This window comes from Pseudomonas sp. MH9.2 (assembly GCF_034353875.1).
In the GTDB taxonomy this organism is placed as follows: Bacteria; Pseudomonadota; Gammaproteobacteria; order Pseudomonadales; family Pseudomonadaceae; genus Aquipseudomonas.
Window position 1 is genome coordinate 2498094 of sequence record NZ_CP133784.1, and the last position, 17641, is coordinate 2515734.

Consider the following 17641-nt stretch of genomic DNA (forward strand, 5'->3'; position numbering starts at 1 on the left):
GGATCGGCCAAGTCAGACAGGCTCCTGGCCACGCAACTGACCATCGCCGACCACGATGTACTTCTCGCAGGTCAAACCTTCCAGACCGACCGGACCGCGGGCGTGCAGCTTATCAGTAGAAATGCCGATCTCGGCACCCAATCCGTATTCAAAGCCATCAGCGAAGCAGGTCGGGGCGTTAATCATCACCGAACTGGAGTCCACTTCGGCCAGGAAACGCCGAGCCTGGCCCTGATGATCAGTGACGATGGCATCGGTATGGTGCGACCCATAGCGGTTGATATGTTCGATGGCCTGATCCAGATCCGCCACCACAAGGATCGACAAAATCGGCGCAAGGTATTCGGTGTTCCAGTCTTCTTCGGTTGCTGGCAGGGCATCAATCAGCTCGCGGGTGCGTTCGCAACCGCGCAGCTCGACACCTTTTTCGCGAAATTGCGCGGCCATTGGCGGCAAAAACTCGGCAGCAACAGCCTGATCCACCAACAAGGTTTCCATCGCGCCGCAGATGCCGTAACGGTAGGTTTTGGCGTTGAAACTGATGCGCTGAGCCTTGGGCAGATCGGCGTGGGCACTGACATAAACGTGGCAGATGCCGTCCAGATGCTTGATCACCGGCACCCGTGCATCGCGACTGACCCGTTCGATCAGGCCTTTGCCGCCGCGTGGAACGATCACGTCGACGTACTCGGGCATGGTGATCAGCGCGCCGACTGCCGCACGATCCGTCACTTCAACCACTTGCACCACGGCCGCCGGCAAATTGGCAACCGCCAGGCCGCGCTGAATGCAGGCGGCGATGGCACGGTTGGAGTGAATGGCTTCAGAGCCACCACGCAGAATCGTGGCGTTACCCGACTTCAGGCACAGGCTCGCGGCATCGATCGTCACATTCGGACGCGACTCGTAAATAATCCCCACCACACCCAGCGGCACACGCATCTTGCCGACCTGAATGCCCGACGGCCGATAGCTCATGTCGCGAATCGCGCCAATCGGGTCCGGCAGGCTGATCACCTGGCGCAAACCTTCGATCATGCTATCGATGCGTGCCGGCGTCAGGGTCAGACGCTCGAGCATGTACGGCGAAAGGCCGTTGGTCCGACCGGCCGCCAAGTCCAGCTCATTGGCGGCAGACAATTCGGTCCGGGCGTCATCGAGAGCGTCAGCGGTGGCTTGCAAGGCGCGGTTTTTCTGCGCGGTGCTGGCGCGGCCGATCACTCGCGAAGCTTCGCGGGCGGCGCGACCCAAACGGGTCATGTAGTCAAGAACGGACTCAGTCATGGTCTCAGAGGTCTTGGCGGAGAGGAAAGCGGCCGATTATAGCTGTCGAGCCCGTGTAACGACAGCGGTGGCAGGCGGATGGTCGATAACCCGAGCAAAGTAGGGATAAAAAGCCCTCTGGAGCACCCAAAACCTCACGCCGGCACCTGATATAACGCCTTCGCGAAGAGGCCCCGCAGCCATACTCATCAATACCCGGCACACCGTCATTCAGCTTTGATTAAGACAGTTGTTGTTATCATCGCCGCCCTGATTGCCATTCGACGACCGTAAGCACCGATGCCCACCCCCCTGCCGGACTCGTTTTTCCACCGAGATGCGCAAGTCCTCGCCCGGGCGTTACTGGGCAAAGTGATTCGTCATCGCGTGGGCAATGGCCCAGATGCGTTGTGGCTGTCGGCTCGGATCATCGAGACGGAAGCCTACTACTGCGCAGAAAAAGGCAGCCACGCGTCATTGGGCTACACCGAAAAACGCAAAGCGCTGTTTCTCGAGGGCGGGCACATCTATATGTACTATGCCCGCGGCGGCGATTCGCTGAACTTCAGCGCCGAAGGGCCGGGCAATGCCGTGCTGATCAAGTCCGCGTATCCGTGGGTCGACGAACTTTCCGACGGCAACAGTCTCGCGCACATGCTCTTGAACAACCCTGATGCCAAGGGAGCACTGCGTCCGCCCGAGCGTCTGTGTGCCGGTCAAACCCTGCTGTGCAGGGCCCTGGGGCTCAAAGTCCCGACTTGGGACGCCAAACGCTTCGACCTTGAGCACCTGTTCGTCGATGATGTCGGTGCCGAGCCCAAGCAGATTATCCAGACCACACGACTGGGCATCCCCGAGGGCCGCGACGAGCATCTGATGTACCGTTTCGTCGACGCCGCCTACGCCCGGTATTGCACGCGGAACCCGCTGCGACGCGGCCAGGTCGAAGGCCGCGATTACTTTTTACTCAAGCAAGGAAACTGAGACATGGGCCCATGGCTCGATGGCATTACCGGCTGGCTGAGCGCAAACCCCTCGTGGTTGGGTCTAGCGATTTTTTTGGTGGCGTTCCTTGAATGCGTGGCCATCGCCGGGATCATCGTGCCGGGCACCGTGCTTCTGTTCACTGTCGCGGTGCTGGCCGGCAGTGGTGCCTTGTCACTGGGCGAAACACTTTTACTGGGCTTTTGTGGCGGCTTGCTGGGTGACGGTCTGTCGTATTTTCTCGGCAGGCGCTTTCACCAGAACATCCGCCGCCTGCCCGGGCTGCGTCATCACCCGGAATGGATAGGCGGTGCGGAGCTCTACTTCCAGCGCTACGGCATTGCCAGCCTGCTGGTCGGACGCTTTATCGGGCCACTGCGACCCATGTTGCCCATGGTCGCAGGCATGTTCGACATGCCTTTCCCGCGTTTTGCTGCTGTCAGCGTGATCGCGGCCGCTGGCTGGTCCCTCGCGTACCTGCTGCCGGGCTGGGCCACCGGCGCGGCCATGCGCTTGCCACTGCCCGAGGGCTTCTGGTCACAGGCAGGGATGATCGGTGGTGGGTTGGCGGTGTTGCTCGGCGTCAGTATCCACAGCAGCTTTGGCGGGAAGCGCTATGCAACCCCGCTGATCGCCGTGTTGAGCCTTGTCATGCTCGCTGGGGTATTTCTCGGCTGGCCCTACCTGACGCACTTCGATCAGGGCTTGATGGCATTGGTGCAGGAACATCGCAGTGAAGCGGCTGATCAGTTCGTGGTGATGATCACTCGGCTGGGCGACTTCAAAACCCAAGTGGCCGTCGTCAGCCTGTTGTTGGTGCTGTTGCTGGCAACCCGGCAATGGAAACAGGCGATGTTTGCTGGCGCAGTGACCGTGGGCTCGGCACTGGCCAATACAGGAATGAAAGGGTTCTTCGCCCGCACGCGTCCCGACGTACTGATCGACCCGCTCACCACTTACAGCATGCCCAGCGGGCACAGTTCGGGGTCATTCGCGCTGTTTATGGCGTTGGCAGTATTGGCGGGACGCGGTCAGCCGGTACGTTTGCGCCTGACCTGGTTATTGCTGGGCGGTATTCCGGCGCTGTCGATTGCCATGTCGCGGGTCTATCTGGGGGTGCATTGGCCGTCTGATGTGCTGGCCGGGGCCCTGCTCGCGTTCTGCCTCTGCGCAGCCAGCCTGTCCTTCATACAGCGTAAAACACCGCTTGAGCCCATGCCCGTAAGGGTGTGGTGGCTGATCCTGCCAGCGCTGGTCACCTTGTACGGTTACTTCGCCCTGCATTCACTGTCCCACGCGGCGCTGCGTTATCAGTACCTGGCCCCCACGGGCGCGATTAACTAACGCGTCAGGCCTGCACGTCACCCTGTATTTCATCGAGCAGGTCCTGAATCGCGTCCAGGCGCTCCTGAGCATCGTTGAGTTCCAGTAACTCGACCTTGTCTTCTTCGGTGAAGGGCAGCAGATAAGCCAGCTGATTGGCCAGCGATTGCTGCCCGCTGGCCGTAACGCCCATGTTCAACGCGGCAACCATCGGGTGCTCGGCCAAGGCGGCAAGCAAGGCCACCAGATCGGCGTCCGCTTCCTGCAACGGGCGCTCCGGCAGTTCATCCAGCCACTCAACGTCAGCCATAATCAGCTGGTCACGCTGCACCTGAGTGCTGACCACGCGGAAACGGCGCCCACCTTCCACGCGAATCCCCAGCAAGCCGTTGTCCTGCTGCTGAAAATCCCGCACCAACGCTTCGCAACCTACCAGCGCATAGCCCTCTGGCGCCTGCCCGACTTCTTCGCCGTCAAGAATGCATACCACGCCAAAGCCTTCGCCCTGCTTCATCCCGCGGCTAACCATGTCCAGATAGCGTGCCTCGAACAGCTGCAAATCGAGCATGCACCCCGGGAACAGCACTGCGTTGAGAGGAAATAATGGCAACACCATGGAAGCCTCCTTAAACGACCAGCGTAACGGCCAATGGCAGGAATACCGCCGTGCCGACGCCCATCAAACTCATTGCCAGGGCGGCGAACGCACCGCACTCCTCACTTTCCTGCAACGCCACCGAGGTGCCGACGGCATGCGCGGCCAAACCGAGGGCCATGCCGCGCGCAGCCTGATTCTCCACCCCAAGAAGGGACAGCAGACCAGGGCCAAAAATCGCGCCGATCACCCCGGTAATCAACACGAACACCGCCGCCAGTGGTGCGACGCCACCAATCTGTTCGGCCACCAACATGGCAATCGGCGACGTCACTGATTTGGGCGCCATGGTCATCAAGATCATGTGGTCGGCACCGAACAGCCAGCCCAGCGTCACACCCAGGGATGTCGCCAGCACTCCGCCCACGATTAGCGTAGTAAAGGTCGGCCAGAACAGCTGGCGAATACGTCGCAGGTTCAGATAAAGCGGGACCGCCAGTGCAACCGTCGCAGGCCCCAACAAAATACTGAGGATTTCCGTGCTTTTGCGGTACTCGGCATAGTTCAAACCGCAGCTGACCAGAATGCCGACCACCAGCAACATCGAGATAAGCACCGGCTGCAAAAATATCCAGCGGGTTTTTTCGTAAGCGGCCAGCATCAACTGGTACGCCCCCAGCGTAATCGCAATGCCGAACAGTGGATGATGGATCACCGCGTTCCAGGCGCCATTCCAATCCATGTTCATGAGGACTCCCCGCGTCGCGACTGGCGCAGAACCAGCTTCTGCATCAGCCAGCCGACGAACGCCAAGGACAGCAGCAACGACAGCACTAACGATCCGACGATGGCCCAGAAATCGGCGGCAATCTCGGCAGCGTAGACCATCACCCCCACGGCGGGCGGCACCAACAGCAGCGGCAGATAACGCAACAAGCTGCTGGCGGCCAGACTCAATGGCTCACTGACTTCGCCGCGCGTCATCAGAAAAATCAGTAACAACACCAGACCGATGATCGGCCCGGGCAGTATTGGCAAGAACAGGTGATTGAGCGCGGTGCCCACCAATTGGAACAACACCAGCCATGTCAGACCCCGTAGCAACATAAGAAACTCCAGCAAATTCGCGACGCCATTATAGGCACGCTGTGGCAATGGCTGATAAATCAGCATTCGCCAAAGGCATACATCCTTGACCATCCCTAAAGCCCATGCTGATCTTAGGCCTTGGCACGGTGAAAAATCCGACGCCTATAAACACTGAGCGCGATAGCCATACCCACAAAAACCAATGACAACAAGGAGAGTATCTATGCCCTTTGTACCCGTTGCAGAGCTGAAGAACTATGAAGGCAAGGAACTGGGACGTTCCGAGTGGTTCACTATCGACCAAGAGCGCATCAACTTGTTTGCCGAAGCCACCGGCGACTTCCAGTTCATCCACGTCAACCCTGAAAAAGCCGCGAAAACCCCCTTCGGCAGTACCATCGCCCACGGCTTTCTGTCGCTATCGCTGATCCCGAAGTTGATGGAAGACCTGCTGGTAGTGCCCGAAGGGCTGAAAATGGTGATCAACTATGGCCTGGACAGCGTGCGTTTTATCCAACCGGTAAAAGTGAACTCACGGGTTCGACTCAACGTAACCATGACTCAAGTCACCGAAAAGAAACCAGGCCAATGGCTGCTCAAAGCCACGGCAACGCTGGAAATAGAGGGCCAGGACAAGCCAGCCTTCGTCGCTGAACCCCTGTCGTTGTGCTTCGTGTAAGACCACTAAAAAGCGAAACAGCTATTACCGGCTGTTTCGTTGCCTCTATAAAGCAACCACATAGCTGCGTCATACTGCCCGCGGCTGTGTGAAAGCGACTGTTCAGGGACGTCTTCAACACGCTTGGATTTTTATCTTCAGGATCGACCATGCGCGCGTTCGCCCCTCTTGCCCCTCTGGCACTCATTCTTTTACTCGCGGCTTGCGGCGAGGGCGAACCACTGTCGCCCCCAGACGCACGTCTGCCCGACGGCGGCCGTTACCGCGGCGATGTCGTCAATGGCCTGCTGCAAGGTAAGGGCCGAGTCGACTATCCCAACGGCAGCTGGTACGCAGGTCAGTTCCAGAAGGGGCTGTGGCAGGGTGCCGGCGAATGGCACGCCAGTAATGGCGACGTCTACCGCGGCCAATTCCAGAACGGTCTGTTTCACGGTTTAGGCACGTTGACCACCAGCACCGGCAATTATGTCGGCGGCTTCAAGCTGGGCCGACGCGAGGGTGAAGGCACGCTCAAAGAGCCAGGCATGGCCTATAGGGGCGAATTCAAGGCTGACCAATACGACGGCCTCGGTCACCTCGAACTTGATGACGGCAGCCAATATCAAGGCCTGTTCGCGCACGGCAAACCCAATGGCGAAGGCCAGCGCAGCGACGCCAGTGGCAATCAATTCAGCGGCAAATTCGTCAACGGTCAACTGGAAGGCAACGGCAGCTTCAACAGCGCCGAGGGTGATCAATACGTCGGCGGTTTCCGCAACAACCAACTGCAAGGCAAAGGCCGCTACGAAAACAGCGACGGCGATGTCTGGATTGGGCAGTTCAAGGACGGCGCGCTCAACGGTAAGGGCGAACTGATCGGTGCAGATGGCAGCCATTATCAGGGTCAGTTCAGCAACTGGCGCTTCAACGGCGAGGGTGTACTGCACCTGGTCGATGGCAGCACCTATCAAGGTCCGTTCGCCGACGACACCTATCAAGGCAAAGGCACCTTGACCCTGGCAGATGGCAGCGTTCAAAGCGGCACCTGGACCAACGGTCTGCGTGTGCGTGACGCGCAAGGCAATCTGTTGCCCGATGCACTTGAGGTCGGCTTGCTCGCCCAAGGCCCCCTGTTGGAAAAAGCCCTGGCCGCAGTGCCCGCCTCCACTCCCGCTGTCGAATTGTACAGCCTGGTCGTGGGTGGTGACGGCAAGCAGAGCGTATTCATGCGCGAAGCAGATTACGTGAACAACCTGCTGGCCACGCGCTTCGGCGCCTACGGGCAGATCAGCCTGGTCAATCATCGCGATCACATGAACGACCGGGCACTGGCGACCCGCGAAAGTATCAGCCGCGCGGTTCAGACCCTGGCGCAACGCAGCGGGCCGGAAGACCTGGTGTTCATCTACCTGACCAGCCACGGCACTCAAGAACATGAACTGGTGCTTGATCAACCACGGATGGAACTGGCCGACCTGCCCGCCGATGAGCTGGCCGTCGTCCTCGCACCGTTAAAAGACCGCGACAAAATTATCGTGATCTCCGCCTGTTATTCCGGTGGTTTCATTCCGGTGCTCAAAGACGAAAAAACCGTAGTGATCACCGCCTCGCGTGCAGACAGGGTGTCTTTTGGCTGCTCGGAAGAGGACGATTTCACTTACTTTGGCGAAGCCATGTTCGCAAAGGCATTGGTTGAAACAGACAACCTGCAACAAGCGTTCAACGACGCCAAATCGTACGTGGCGGCCCGCGAAATAACCGAAAGCTTTGAGGCATCGGAGCCGCAGATCTGGGCGCCCAAAGGGGTTCTTGCGCACTGGCAGCAGTTGCGCAAGAGCCAGGCGCAGAGCGCCCTGAACACATCGTTGAGCAGCAAGGAAGCGAAGACCACGGGCAACCGCTAGACTGCGTTGTAAAAAGGGAGAAACACTATGTACCTGACCCCTCAGCACATCCTGCTTGCCGGAGCCACCGGCCTGACCGGTGAACATTTGCTTGATCGCTTGCTCAGCGAACCGACGGTCAGCCGCGTACTGGCACCGACCCGTAAACCCCTGAACAAGCACCCTCGCCTGGAAAATCCGGTGGGTGAACTCAATGCACTGCTGCCAACGTTAAGCGGGCGGGTCGACATCGCCTTTTGCTGCCTGGGCACCACGATCAAGCAGGCTGGCTCGCAGGAAGCGTTTCGCGCGGTCGATCTGGATATGGTGGTGGCCTTCGGCAAGCGAGCTCGCGAACTCGGAGCGCGGCATCTGGTGGTGATCAGCGCAGTCAATGCCGATCGGCGATCCAGCGTTTTCTACAACAGGATCAAGGGCGAAATGGAATATGCACTCAAAGCTCAGGATTGGCCGCAACTGACCATCGTCCGACCATCACTGTTGCTTGGCGAACGCACCGAACAGCGTCTGGCCGAACAACTGGCAGGCCCATTGGCAAAACTGATTCCCGGCAAATACCGTGGCATAGAAGCCTGCTGCCTGGCCCGAGCGCTTTGGCGCCTGGCGCTGGAAGACCAGGACGGGGTGCGGATCGTCGAAGCAGAAGAGTTGAACAAACTGGGCAAGTGAGCCCGACAGCACGTCAGGTTCAGACGTCTACAAGCCGCCCGTCGCCTGAAACCCCACGCCCAGCACGGTCAGCAGCGACAGCGGTAAAAGCAGGGTGTCGAGCAACGCGCTGGCGGGCAGGTCCACGCCTGGATAGCTCGGTGCCTCGGCACCGAAACGATCCATCTCGCAGCAACCACCCTGTATCGCATACCAATCCAGACGCGCACCCGAATACACAACGGGGGCCCCAGGTTTGGCGGCATCAAGCGTTCGAGCCGTGGCACACCCAGTCAGCTGTAGCACCAACAGGGTCAACAGCAGGCGCTTATTCATCTGCACTCAGGTGATGCTCGCCCCAGCGCGGCAACATGTCTTGAGGGATATTCAGCACATTGAGAATCCGCGCGACAACAAAGTCGATCAGATCATCAATGGTTTGCGGCTGATGATAGAAACCCGGTGACGCCGGCAGAATCACCGCACCCATGTTCGACAGTTTGAGCATGTTCTCCAGATGGATACTGGAAAACGGCGCCTCACGCGGCACCAGAATCAATTGGCGACGCTCCTTCAACGTCACATCCGCCGCACGCTCGATCAGGTTGTTGCAGGCCCCGGTCGCAATCGCCGACAAGGTGCCCGTGGAACAGGGCACCACCACCATCGCGCTGGGCGAACCCGAGCCAGAGGCCACGGGCGACATCCAGTCTTCCTTGCCATACACCCGAATCTGTCCCGCCGCTGCGCCGGTGTACTCGGTCAGAAACGCTTGCATCATCAGGGTTTTCGGCGGCAGCGAGACATCGGTCTCGGTGGCCAACACCAACTGGGCCGCCTTGGAAATCAGGAAGTGCACTTCCCTGTCTTCACGCACCAGACAGTCGAGCAGGCGCAACCCATACTGCGCGCCAGAAGCACCGGTCATCGCCAGGGTGACGCGTTCCGGGCCACTCATTTCAACGCCTCAGCCAACTTGCCGTGCAAGCCGCCGAAGCCGCCGTTACTCATAATGACGACCTGTGTACCCGGTTTAGCCAGGTTTTTCACCTGGGCGATGATCGCCTCAAGGGAGTCGCAAACCACCGAAGGCACCGTGCACAATGCAGCAGTGGCGGCCAGGTCCCAGCCCAGATTGGCCGGCGCGTACCAGATCGCCTGATCAGCCTGACGCACACTTTCCGGCAAGCCGTCGCGGTGCGCACCGAGCTTCATGGAATTGGAGCGCGGCTCGATAATCGCGATCACCGGCGCATCGCCAACGTGTTTGCGCAGGCCATCAAGGGTGGTGGCAATCGCAGTCGGATGATGAGCAAAGTCATCATAGATAGTGATGCCGTTGACCTCGGCGACCTTTTCCATGCGGCGTTTGACGCTTTTGAACAAGCCCAGCGCTTCGATACCTTGCTTCGGCACCACGCCAACATGCCGCGCGGCCGCCAGAGTGGCCAACGCGTTGGCTACGTTATGCTGACCGGTCATATCCCACTCGACCACGCCCTGAACTACGCCTTCAAAGGTGACTTCGAAACGCGAGCCGTCATCGCTGAGCAGACGCGCCTGCCATTGACCGCCCTCACCGGTGGTTTGTACCGGCGTCCAGCAGCCCATTTGAATCACTCGCAGCAACGCCGGCTCGGTGGTCGGATGGATCACCAGGCCTTCGCTTGGGATAGTTCGCACCAAGTGGTGGAACTGCCGTTCGATGGCTGGCAGATCGGGGAAGATGTCGGCGTGATCGAACTCCAGGTTGTTCAGAATCGCAGTACGCGGACGGTAATGGACAAATTTTGAGCGCTTGTCGAAGAAGGCGCTGTCGTACTCGTCAGCCTCGACGACAAAAAACGGGGTCTCGCCCACACGCGCCGACACGGCAAAATTCTGCGGTACACCGCCGATCAAGAAGCCGGGGCTCATGCCAGCATGTTCCAGCACCCAGGCGAGCATGCTGCTGGTCGTCGTCTTGCCATGCGTTCCGGCAACGGCCAATACCCAGCGCCCTTGCAGCACGTGATCGGCCAGCCATTGCGGGCCGGAAACATAAGGCAGGCCTTTGTTCAGCACGTACTCTACCGCCGGGTTGCCTCGCGACAGCGCGTTGCCAATAACCACCAGATCCGGCGCAGGGTCAAGCTGTGCCGCGTCGTAGCCTTGGGTCAACTCAATGCCCTGAGCCTGCAACTGCGTGCTCATCGGCGGGTAGACATTGGCGTCCGAACCGGTGACCCGATGGCCCAACTCTTTGGCGAGTACCGCCAGCGAACCCATGAAAGTACCGCAAATACCGAGAATATGAATATGCATGATCGACCTCGTAAACTATGGGCGCAGGTTAGCGTAGAGGGCGACAAATCACACCTCGAGTTTAAAATCCGGATTTGTTGCTCCCACAGTCGTACAAGGAGCTGACTTGTCTGCGAAACGATCGACCCGCTGTTTGGCCTAACGCGCGATCCCGTGCTTGCGCAATTTCCGGTACAGCGTATTTCGGCTGACCCCCAACTGTTCGGCGGTGTGGGTCATGTGCCAGCGCTGGGCGTCCAGGGCTGACAGCAGGGCGATGCGCTCGGCGTCGTCCAGCGGGTGTTCGCCCATCAGTGCAAGAGCCGGCGCGGATGCGCTTTGCCGAATGGCGAGCGGCAATTCATCGAAGCCAATGTGCTGGTCATCGCACAGTGCCGCCAAGGTGCGCAGGACATTGCGCAATTGCCGCAGGTTGCCCGGCCAGGCGAAGTCCAGCAGCGCCTGGCGGGCGTCCGCGTCGAGGATCACGGTCTCGCCGCCCGCCTCTTCTTCCAGAAGAAAATCCAGCAACTGCGATTTGTCGCTGCGCTCGCGCAACGGCGGCAACGCGATCTCCAGGCCGTTCAAACGGTAATAAAGATCTTCGCGAAAGCTGGCATCGGCCACGCGCTCCAGCAAGTTGCGGTGAGTCGCGCTGATGATCCGTACATTTACCGCTTGCGGCTCACCCCCCAAGGGCACCACCAAACGGTCTTCCAGCACCCGCAACAGCCGGGTTTGCAGCGCCAGCGGCATGTCACCGATTTCATCGAGAAACAACGTACCGCCATCGGCCTGTTGCAGCTTGCCGCGCATGCCTTCCTTGCGCGCACCGGTAAAGCTGCCACCGCGATAGCCGAACAGTTCACTTTCGATCAGGCTTTCGGGAATCGCCGCACAATTAAGCGCGATGAACGGTTTATCGCCGCGCACGCTGGCTTGATGCACTGCTTTGGCAAAAGCTTCTTTGCCGGAACCTGTTTCGCCATTAATCAGCAAAGGCACATCGCGTTCGAAAACCCGCAGTGCGCGACGGAAATCATTCTGCAGCGCTGCATCGCCCAGGCAGATCCCACTCAAGCGCGGCGGCGCCCCCGTCGGGCTGACCGGCAACGCTGTCGGCACGCTATGCGGTTGGCTGCGCAGTCGTGCGAATAAGCGTCGGCCTTCGCGGGTACGCAACGGCCAACTGGCACTGGCCTCAACACTGGCACGGCCGAGCAACTCATCCAGTGAGCAATCGAACACGCTCTCGACTGATTGCCCGAGCAAACCACCGCGCCCGAGGCCCAGCAGGTTCAAGGCACTCTGATTGACCGCACTGACCCGCCCCTCATCATCGAACGCCAGCAACCCCTCGCTGAACAAACCGGCGGACTCGACCTGCACGTGAAAACGCAACAGCCACTGATTGTCGAAGTGGCGCAGGAAATAGCAGCTCTCGATCATCTTTGCCGACAAATTGACCAGGGCCATGGTGTGGAACTGGCTTTGCCGGGACACGTCATGGCGTGCAGACGAGACGTCCAGCACCGCCAGCAAGTCGCCATGAGGGTCGAAAACCGGACTGGCCGAGCAGGTCAGCCCGGTGTGGCGTCCGCGAAAATGCTCCTCCTGATGAATGGTCAGGGACTGGCGTTCGACCAGACAGGTGCCGATGCCGTTAGTGCCTTCACAGGCTTCGCTCCAGTCGGCGCCCAACCAGAGCCCGGCGCGTTCGAATATCTTGCGTTCAGTAGGGGCGGTCACGCAGTTGAGGATCACCCCACGCGCATCAGTCAATAAAATTGCATGCCCGGCACCCGACAACTGCTGGTGCAGGCTGGTCATTTCGCCACCGGCAATGCTCAGCACTTGCTGCATGCGCTCACGGCTTTCCAGCAAACGGTCGTGCTCAAGGACAGTCGGCGCAATGGCCAGTGCGGGGTCGAGATGATAGTCCTCAAGACAACGCAACCAGGACCGCGCAATGGAAGGATCGCTGCCCGGCCCGCGCAACTGCGCTTTGCCTTGGGTGACCGTCAGCACTTGTCGAGCGTGCCGTGTCAGGTGATTGCTGTGCACTTTTTATTATTCTCCTTTTTTGCGGTGCTTTTGCGGAGGTGCAGCCCAGCATCCTCCTCGCGACACGGCATTGCAATGTCGACCAAACCGATGAGTCACGCGCTGTACCGATAGCGGTACAAAGTGTCACATCCTCCGTATCGGATACGCGACAACACTGGCGCTTTGCCCTCACGAAAACCGCCGAAAGCCTTATAAACCGTGCCGTACAGGGCGCTGGCCCGACCTTTGCTCTACGCTTAAGGTAAGCGCTACAGCGCGTCTTCCCCTATAAACACAAAAGTCAGGAGACACTCACCATGCGTTACGCCCATCCCGGTACTGAAGGCTCTATCGTCACCTTCAAAAATCGTTACGGTAACTACATCGGTGGCGAGTTTGTGCCGCCGGTCAAAGGCCAATATTTCGAAAACACGTCGCCGATCACCGGCAAGCTGATCGCTGAATTCCCACGCTCCAGCGCCGAAGATATCGAAAAAGCCCTGGATGCCGCCCATGCCGCTGCCGCTGCATGGGGCGCAACCTCGGTGCAGGCGCGTTCGCTGGTGCTGCTGAAGATCGCCGACCGCATCGAAGCAAACCTGGAGCTGCTGGCCGTCACTGAAACCTGGGACAACGGCAAAGCCGTTCGTGAAACCCTGAATGCCGACATCCCGCTGGCCGCCGATCACTTCCGCTACTTCGCGGGCTGTTTGCGCGCTCAGGAAGGCAGCGCTGCCGAAATCGACGGCAACACCGTGGCTTATCACATCCATGAGCCGCTGGGTGTGGTCGGGCAAATCATCCCGTGGAACTTCCCACTGCTGATGGCGGCCTGGAAACTCGCGCCGGCCTTGGCTGCAGGTAACTGCGTAGTGCTCAAACCTGCCGAACAAACCCCACTGGGTATCAGCGTGCTGATGGAGTTGATCGGTGATCTGCTGCCACCCGGCGTATTGAACGTGGTGCAGGGTTATGGCCGCGAGGCTGGCGAAGCGCTGGCCAGCAGCAAACGCATCGCCAAAATCGCCTTTACCGGCTCGACGCCCGTGGGCTCGCACATCATGAAACTGGCGGCGGAAAACATCATTCCGTCCACCGTGGAGCTGGGTGGCAAGTCGCCGAACATCTTCTTCGAAGACATCATGCAAGCCGAGCCCGAGTTCATCGATAAAGCTGCTGAAGGCTTGGTGCTGGCGTTCTTCAATCAGGGCGAAGTCTGCACCTGCCCGTCGCGGGCACTGGTGCAAGAGTCGATTTACCCGGAGTTCATCAAAGCAGTGATGAAAAAGGTCGGGCAGATCAAACGCGGCGACCCGCTGGACACCGACTGCATGGTCGGCGCTCAGGCGTCGGAGCAGCAATTCGACAAGATTCTCTCGTACCTGGAAATCGCCAAGGGCGAAGGCGCCGAGCTGCTGACTGGAGGCCAGGTGGAAAAGCTCAGCGGCGACCTGTCCACCGGTTACTACATCCAGCCGACCCTGCTCAAAGGCAATAATCAGATGCGGGTGTTCCAGGAAGAAATTTTCGGCCCAGTGGTCAGCATCACCACGTTCAAGGACGAAGCCGAAGCCGTGGCCATCGCCAACGATACCCAGTTCGGTCTGGGCGCTGGCGTATGGACCCGTGACATCAACCGCGCCTACCGAGTCGGCCGTGCCCTCAAGGCTGGCCGCGTGTGGACCAACTGCTACCACCTGTATCCGGCGCACGCGGCATTCGGCGGCTACAAAAAATCCGGCGTCGGCCGCGAAACCCACAAAGTGGCTCTTGAGCACTATCAACAGACAAAAAACCTGTTGGTGAGCTACGACACCAATCCGCTGGGTTTCTTCTAACCCCTTAGCCTCTCGTCAGACCTTCTCCCCGTGCCAGTTGCGGCGTAATCCGCAACTGGCACGGGGGTTGCGTGCGTGCTGTACCCATTACTGAAAGTCCATCAATCGAACAATAAAAATACACGCGAGGACTTATGACTTCTACAACACAGCTCAAACCGACACTCGGGACCCTGCATTTATGGGGCATCGCTGTTGGCCTGGTGATCTCCGGCGAATACTTTGGCTGGAGTTACGGCTGGGGCGCGGCGGGTACGCTGGGTTTCCTGATCACCACGTTGATCGTGGCTACGATGTACACCTGTTTCATCTTCAGCTTCACTGAATTGACCACCGCCATTCCTCACGCGGGCGGCCCCTTTGCCTACAGTCGACGGGCCTTCGGTGAAAAAGCCGGACTGATTGCCGGGATCGCCACGCTGATCGAGTTCGTCTTCGCCCCACCCGCCATTGCCATGGCAATCGGCGCTTACCTGAACGTGCAGTTCCCGGAACTGGACCCGAAACACGCGGCGGTTGGCGCCTATTTCGTGTTCATGACCCTGAATATCCTTGGCGTCAGCATCGCGGCCACCTTTGAACTGGTGGTGACTGTTTTGGCGGTTGCCGAGCTGTTGGTGTTCATGGGCGTGGTTGCGCCGGGCTTCAGCTTCAGTAACTTCGCGCTCAACGGCTGGTCCGGCTCCGACACGTTTACCATTGCGTCTGTGCCCGGTATTTTCGCCGCCATTCCTTTTGCGATCTGGTTTTTCCTCGCCATCGAAGGCGCGGCCATGGCTGCTGAAGAAGCCAAAGACCCGAAACGGACAATCCCCAAGGCCTATGTCAGCGGCATTCTGACCCTGGTGTTCCTGGCCATCGGGGTGATGGTGATGGCAGGCGGCGTGGGCGACTGGCGGCAACTGTCGAACATCAACGATCCGCTGCCGCAGGCGATGAAAGCGGTGGTCGGCACGAACTCCAGCTGGATGCACATGCTGGTGTGGATTGGCCTGTTCGGCCTGGTAGCAAGCTTTCACGGGATCATCCTTGGCTACTCGCGGCAGTTCTTCGCCCTGGCTCGCGCCGGTTACTTGCCCAAAGGCCTGGCCAAACTCTCGCGCTTCCAGACACCGCACCGCGCCATTCTGGCAGGCGGCGTGGTCGGCATTGCCGCAATCTACAGCGACGGCCTGGTCAACCTGCAAGGCATGACCCTGACCGCTGCCATGATCACCATGTCGGTGTTCGGCGCCATCGTGATGTACATCATCAGCATGCTTAGCCTGTTCAAACTGCGCAAAACCGAACCGCTGCTGGAACGCACTTTCCGCGCGCCCGGTTACCCGATCGTGCCCGGCATCGCCCTGCTGCTGGCGCTGGTGTGCCTGGTGGCAATGGCCTGGTTCAACGCGCTTATCGGCTTGATCTTCCTTGGCTTCATGGTTGTAGGCTTCATCTACTTCCAACTGACCGCCAAGCAGCGTTCCGATGCGCCGGCTGATGCGATGCTCACCGGTATATAAGTTGCACCTGTGCCGGGCTTGCGTCCGGCACAGGCCCTATTAAGGTGCAGGCCCGGCGCTTTAGAGTGATCAGGTCCGTAGAACCACAGGAGGACTCCGTCCATGGCTGCTTTTGCCCATACCGTCGGCGCCCAGACCTACCGTTTCGACAGCCTCAAGGACGTCATGGCCAAGGCCAGCCCCGCGCGCTCCGGCGATTTCCTCGCGGGCGTTGCGGCGCTCAATGATGGCGAGCGTGTGGCCGCGCAGATGGCACTGGCCGACATCCCGCTCAAGCACTTCCTTGAAGAAGCCCTGATCCCTTACGAAGACGATGAAGTCACCCGACTGATCATCGACACCCACGATAAACAGGCGTTTGCCGTCGTCAGCCACCTCACGGTCGGCGGCCTGCGCGACTGGCTGCTCAGCGATCACGCCAACGAAGACAGCCTGCGCGCCCTCGCCCCCGGCCTGACCCCGGAAATGGCGGCGGCCGTGTCGAAGATCATGCGCGTGCAGGATCTGGTGCTGGTGGCGCAGAAAATTCGTGTCGTCACCCGTTTTCGCGGGACGATGGGCTTGCGCGGACGTCTGTCGACACGACTGCAACCCAATCACCCCACTGACGAACCGGCCGGGATTGCCGCGAGCATCCTCGACGGGCTGCTGTACGGCAATGGCGATGCCATGATCGGCATCAACCCGGCCACCGACAGCACGTCATCGATCTGCACACTCCTGGAAATGCTCGACGCGATCATCCAGCGCTATGACATCCCGACTCAAGCCTGCGTGCTGACCCATGTCACCACCTCGATCGAAGTGATCAATCGCGGCGTGCCGCTGGATCTGGTGTTCCAGTCCATCGCCGGCACCGAAGCGGCCAACGCCAGTTTCGGCATCAATTTGAATCTACTGCAGGAAGGTTATGAAGCGGGCCTGAGCCTCAACCGCGGGACCCTCGGGCACAACCTGATGTATTTCGAAACAGGCCAAGGCAGCGCCTTGTCGGCCAACGCCCACCACGGCATCGATCAGCAGACCTGCGAAACCCGCGCCTACGCCGTGGCCCGACATTTCAATCCGTTCCTGGTGAACACCGTGGTCGGCTTTATCGGCCCCGAATACCTGTACAACGGCAAACAGATCATCCGTGCCGGTCTTGAAGATCACTTCTGCGGCAAGTTGCTCGGCGTGCCAATGGGCTGTGACATCTGCTACACCAACCATGCAGAAGCCGATCAAGACGACATGGACACCCTGCTAACGTTGCTGGGGGTGGCCGGGATCAACTTCATCATGGGCATCCCCGGCTCCGACGACATCATGCTCAACTACCAGACCACCTCGTTTCACGATGCCCTGTATGCCCGGCAGACCCTGGGCCTGAGGCCCGCCCCGGAATTCGAGGCATGGCTGGCAAACATGGGCATCTTTACCCAGACCGATGGCCGCGTGCGTTTCGGCGACAACCTGCCGCCGGCCTTCCGCCACGCCCTGGCACATTTAGGATGAGTGAGCTG

At 59.6% G+C, this 17641-nt stretch carries 16 protein-coding genes; 8 read left to right on the forward strand and 8 right to left on the reverse strand.

Features of this window, described 5'->3' with window-relative positions:
• Positions 1-12: 12 nt before the first annotated feature.
• Positions 13-1284: a glutamate-5-semialdehyde dehydrogenase gene (locus RHM55_RS11705; protein WP_322182184.1), complete on the reverse strand. Its 1272-nt coding sequence runs from the start codon at positions 1282-1284 to the stop codon at positions 13-15.
• Positions 1285-1563: 279 nt separating this feature from the next.
• Between RHM55_RS11705 and RHM55_RS11710 the strand changes: the two genes are divergently transcribed.
• Both RHM55_RS11710 and RHM55_RS11715 read left to right on the forward strand, forming a co-directional pair.
• Positions 1564-2247, forward strand: coding sequence for a DNA-3-methyladenine glycosylase (locus RHM55_RS11710; RefSeq protein ID WP_322182186.1), 684 nt, complete (start codon positions 1564-1566; stop codon positions 2245-2247).
• Positions 2248-2250: 3 nt separating this feature from the next.
• Positions 2251-3591, forward strand: coding sequence for a bifunctional DedA family/phosphatase PAP2 family protein (locus RHM55_RS11715; protein WP_322182188.1), 1341 nt, complete (start codon positions 2251-2253; stop codon positions 3589-3591).
• Positions 3592-3595: 4 nt separating this feature from the next.
• On the opposite strand, the gene RHM55_RS11720 is transcribed toward RHM55_RS11715, so the two are convergent.
• The 3 genes from RHM55_RS11720 to RHM55_RS11730 are packed head-to-tail and all read right to left on the reverse strand — an operon-like array spanning position 3596 to position 5272.
• Positions 3596-4186, reverse strand: coding sequence for an LON peptidase substrate-binding domain-containing protein (locus tag RHM55_RS11720; protein WP_322182190.1), 591 nt, complete (start codon positions 4184-4186; stop codon positions 3596-3598).
• Positions 4187-4196: 10 nt separating this feature from the next.
• Complete coding sequence (locus RHM55_RS11725; protein ID WP_322182192.1) at positions 4197-4913, reverse strand: LrgB family protein; 717 nt, start codon at positions 4911-4913, stop codon at positions 4197-4199.
• Positions 4910-5272, reverse strand: a complete 363-nt coding sequence (locus tag RHM55_RS11730) for a CidA/LrgA family protein (RefSeq protein WP_219062691.1) — start codon at positions 5270-5272, stop codon at positions 4910-4912. The genes RHM55_RS11725 and RHM55_RS11730 overlap by 4 nt, the downstream gene beginning before the upstream one ends.
• A gap of 205 nt (positions 5273-5477) precedes the next feature.
• On the opposite strand from RHM55_RS11730, the gene RHM55_RS11735 reads away from it, so the two are divergent.
• The 3 genes from RHM55_RS11735 to RHM55_RS11745 all read left to right on the forward strand — a co-directional run bounded on the left by RHM55_RS11735 (position 5478) and on the right by RHM55_RS11745 (position 8485).
• Positions 5478-5933, forward strand: coding sequence for a MaoC family dehydratase (locus tag RHM55_RS11735; protein ID WP_322182195.1), 456 nt, complete (start codon positions 5478-5480; stop codon positions 5931-5933).
• 149 nt (positions 5934-6082) lie between these two features.
• Positions 6083-7816, forward strand: coding sequence for a C13 family peptidase (locus RHM55_RS11740; RefSeq protein ID WP_322182198.1), 1734 nt, complete (start codon positions 6083-6085; stop codon positions 7814-7816).
• A 27-nt stretch (positions 7817-7843) separates the two neighbouring features.
• Positions 7844-8485, forward strand: coding sequence for an oxidoreductase (locus RHM55_RS11745; protein ID WP_322182200.1), 642 nt, complete (start codon positions 7844-7846; stop codon positions 8483-8485).
• A 27-nt stretch (positions 8486-8512) separates the two neighbouring features.
• Here the strand turns inward: RHM55_RS11745 and RHM55_RS11750 are convergent, their stop codons facing one another.
• From RHM55_RS11750 to RHM55_RS11765, 4 genes are all read right to left on the reverse strand, one after another.
• The gene (locus RHM55_RS11750; RefSeq protein WP_322182202.1) at positions 8513-8800 is read right to left on the reverse strand and encodes a YceK/YidQ family lipoprotein; all 288 of its coding nucleotides are present in this window, start codon (positions 8798-8800) and stop codon (positions 8513-8515) included.
• On the reverse strand, positions 8793-9422 hold the full coding sequence (gene ubiX, locus RHM55_RS11755; RefSeq protein ID WP_322182205.1) for a flavin prenyltransferase UbiX: 630 nt from the start codon (positions 9420-9422) through the stop codon (positions 8793-8795). Before ubiX ends, RHM55_RS11750 begins: the two co-directional genes overlap by 8 nt.
• Complete coding sequence (mpl, locus tag RHM55_RS11760) at positions 9419-10768, reverse strand: UDP-N-acetylmuramate:L-alanyl-gamma-D-glutamyl-meso-diaminopimelate ligase (protein ID WP_322182207.1); 1350 nt, start codon at positions 10766-10768, stop codon at positions 9419-9421. Before mpl ends, ubiX begins: the two co-directional genes overlap by 4 nt.
• A gap of 138 nt (positions 10769-10906) precedes the next feature.
• Entirely contained in the window at positions 10907-12811 is a 1905-nt protein-coding gene (locus RHM55_RS11765) for a sigma-54-dependent Fis family transcriptional regulator (protein WP_322182209.1), read from the reverse strand.
• Positions 12812-13110: 299 nt separating this feature from the next.
• Between RHM55_RS11765 and RHM55_RS11770 the strand changes: the two genes are divergently transcribed.
• The 3 genes from RHM55_RS11770 (at position 13111) to RHM55_RS11780 (ending at position 17633) form a co-directional block, all read left to right on the forward strand.
• Positions 13111-14631, forward strand: coding sequence for an aldehyde dehydrogenase family protein (locus tag RHM55_RS11770; RefSeq protein WP_322182211.1), 1521 nt, complete (start codon positions 13111-13113; stop codon positions 14629-14631).
• 134 nt (positions 14632-14765) lie between these two features.
• Positions 14766-16136 carry an ethanolamine permease gene (gene eat, locus RHM55_RS11775; protein ID WP_322182215.1) on the forward strand — a complete coding sequence of 457 codons (1371 nt, stop codon included), beginning with the start codon at positions 14766-14768 and terminating at the stop codon, positions 16134-16136.
• Positions 16137-16238: 102 nt separating this feature from the next.
• Entirely contained in the window at positions 16239-17633 is a 1395-nt protein-coding gene (locus RHM55_RS11780) for an ethanolamine ammonia-lyase subunit EutB (RefSeq protein WP_322182218.1), read from the forward strand.
• Positions 17634-17641: the final 8 nt, after the last annotated feature.

What these genes read in the sequence shown, in the direction of transcription:
- RHM55_RS11705 (WP_322182184.1), bottom strand. Translation starts at nt 1,284, where the DNA reads ATGACTGAGTCCGTTCTTGACTACATGACCCGTTTGGGTCGCGCCGCC.
- RHM55_RS11710 (WP_322182186.1), top strand. Translation starts at nt 1,564, where the DNA reads ATGCCCACCCCCCTGCCGGACTCGTTTTTCCACCGAGATGCGCAAGTC.
- RHM55_RS11715 (WP_322182188.1), top strand. Translation starts at nt 2,251, where the DNA reads ATGGGCCCATGGCTCGATGGCATTACCGGCTGGCTGAGCGCAAACCCC.
- RHM55_RS11720 (WP_322182190.1), bottom strand. Translation starts at nt 4,186, where the DNA reads ATGGTGTTGCCATTATTTCCTCTCAACGCAGTGCTGTTCCCGGGGTGC.
- RHM55_RS11725 (WP_322182192.1), bottom strand. Translation starts at nt 4,913, where the DNA reads ATGAACATGGATTGGAATGGCGCCTGGAACGCGGTGATCCATCATCCA.
- RHM55_RS11730 (WP_219062691.1), bottom strand. Translation starts at nt 5,272, where the DNA reads ATGTTGCTACGGGGTCTGACATGGCTGGTGTTGTTCCAATTGGTGGGC.
- RHM55_RS11735 (WP_322182195.1), top strand. Translation starts at nt 5,478, where the DNA reads ATGCCCTTTGTACCCGTTGCAGAGCTGAAGAACTATGAAGGCAAGGAA.
- RHM55_RS11740 (WP_322182198.1), top strand. Translation starts at nt 6,083, where the DNA reads ATGCGCGCGTTCGCCCCTCTTGCCCCTCTGGCACTCATTCTTTTACTC.
- RHM55_RS11745 (WP_322182200.1), top strand. Translation starts at nt 7,844, where the DNA reads ATGTACCTGACCCCTCAGCACATCCTGCTTGCCGGAGCCACCGGCCTG.
- RHM55_RS11750 (WP_322182202.1), bottom strand. Translation starts at nt 8,800, where the DNA reads ATGAATAAGCGCCTGCTGTTGACCCTGTTGGTGCTACAGCTGACTGGG.
- ubiX (WP_322182205.1), bottom strand. Translation starts at nt 9,422, where the DNA reads ATGAGTGGCCCGGAACGCGTCACCCTGGCGATGACCGGTGCTTCTGGC.
- mpl (WP_322182207.1), bottom strand. Translation starts at nt 10,768, where the DNA reads ATGCATATTCATATTCTCGGTATTTGCGGTACTTTCATGGGTTCGCTG.
- RHM55_RS11770 (WP_322182211.1), top strand. Translation starts at nt 13,111, where the DNA reads ATGCGTTACGCCCATCCCGGTACTGAAGGCTCTATCGTCACCTTCAAA.
- eat (WP_322182215.1), top strand. Translation starts at nt 14,766, where the DNA reads ATGACTTCTACAACACAGCTCAAACCGACACTCGGGACCCTGCATTTA.
- RHM55_RS11780 (WP_322182218.1), top strand. Translation starts at nt 16,239, where the DNA reads ATGGCTGCTTTTGCCCATACCGTCGGCGCCCAGACCTACCGTTTCGAC.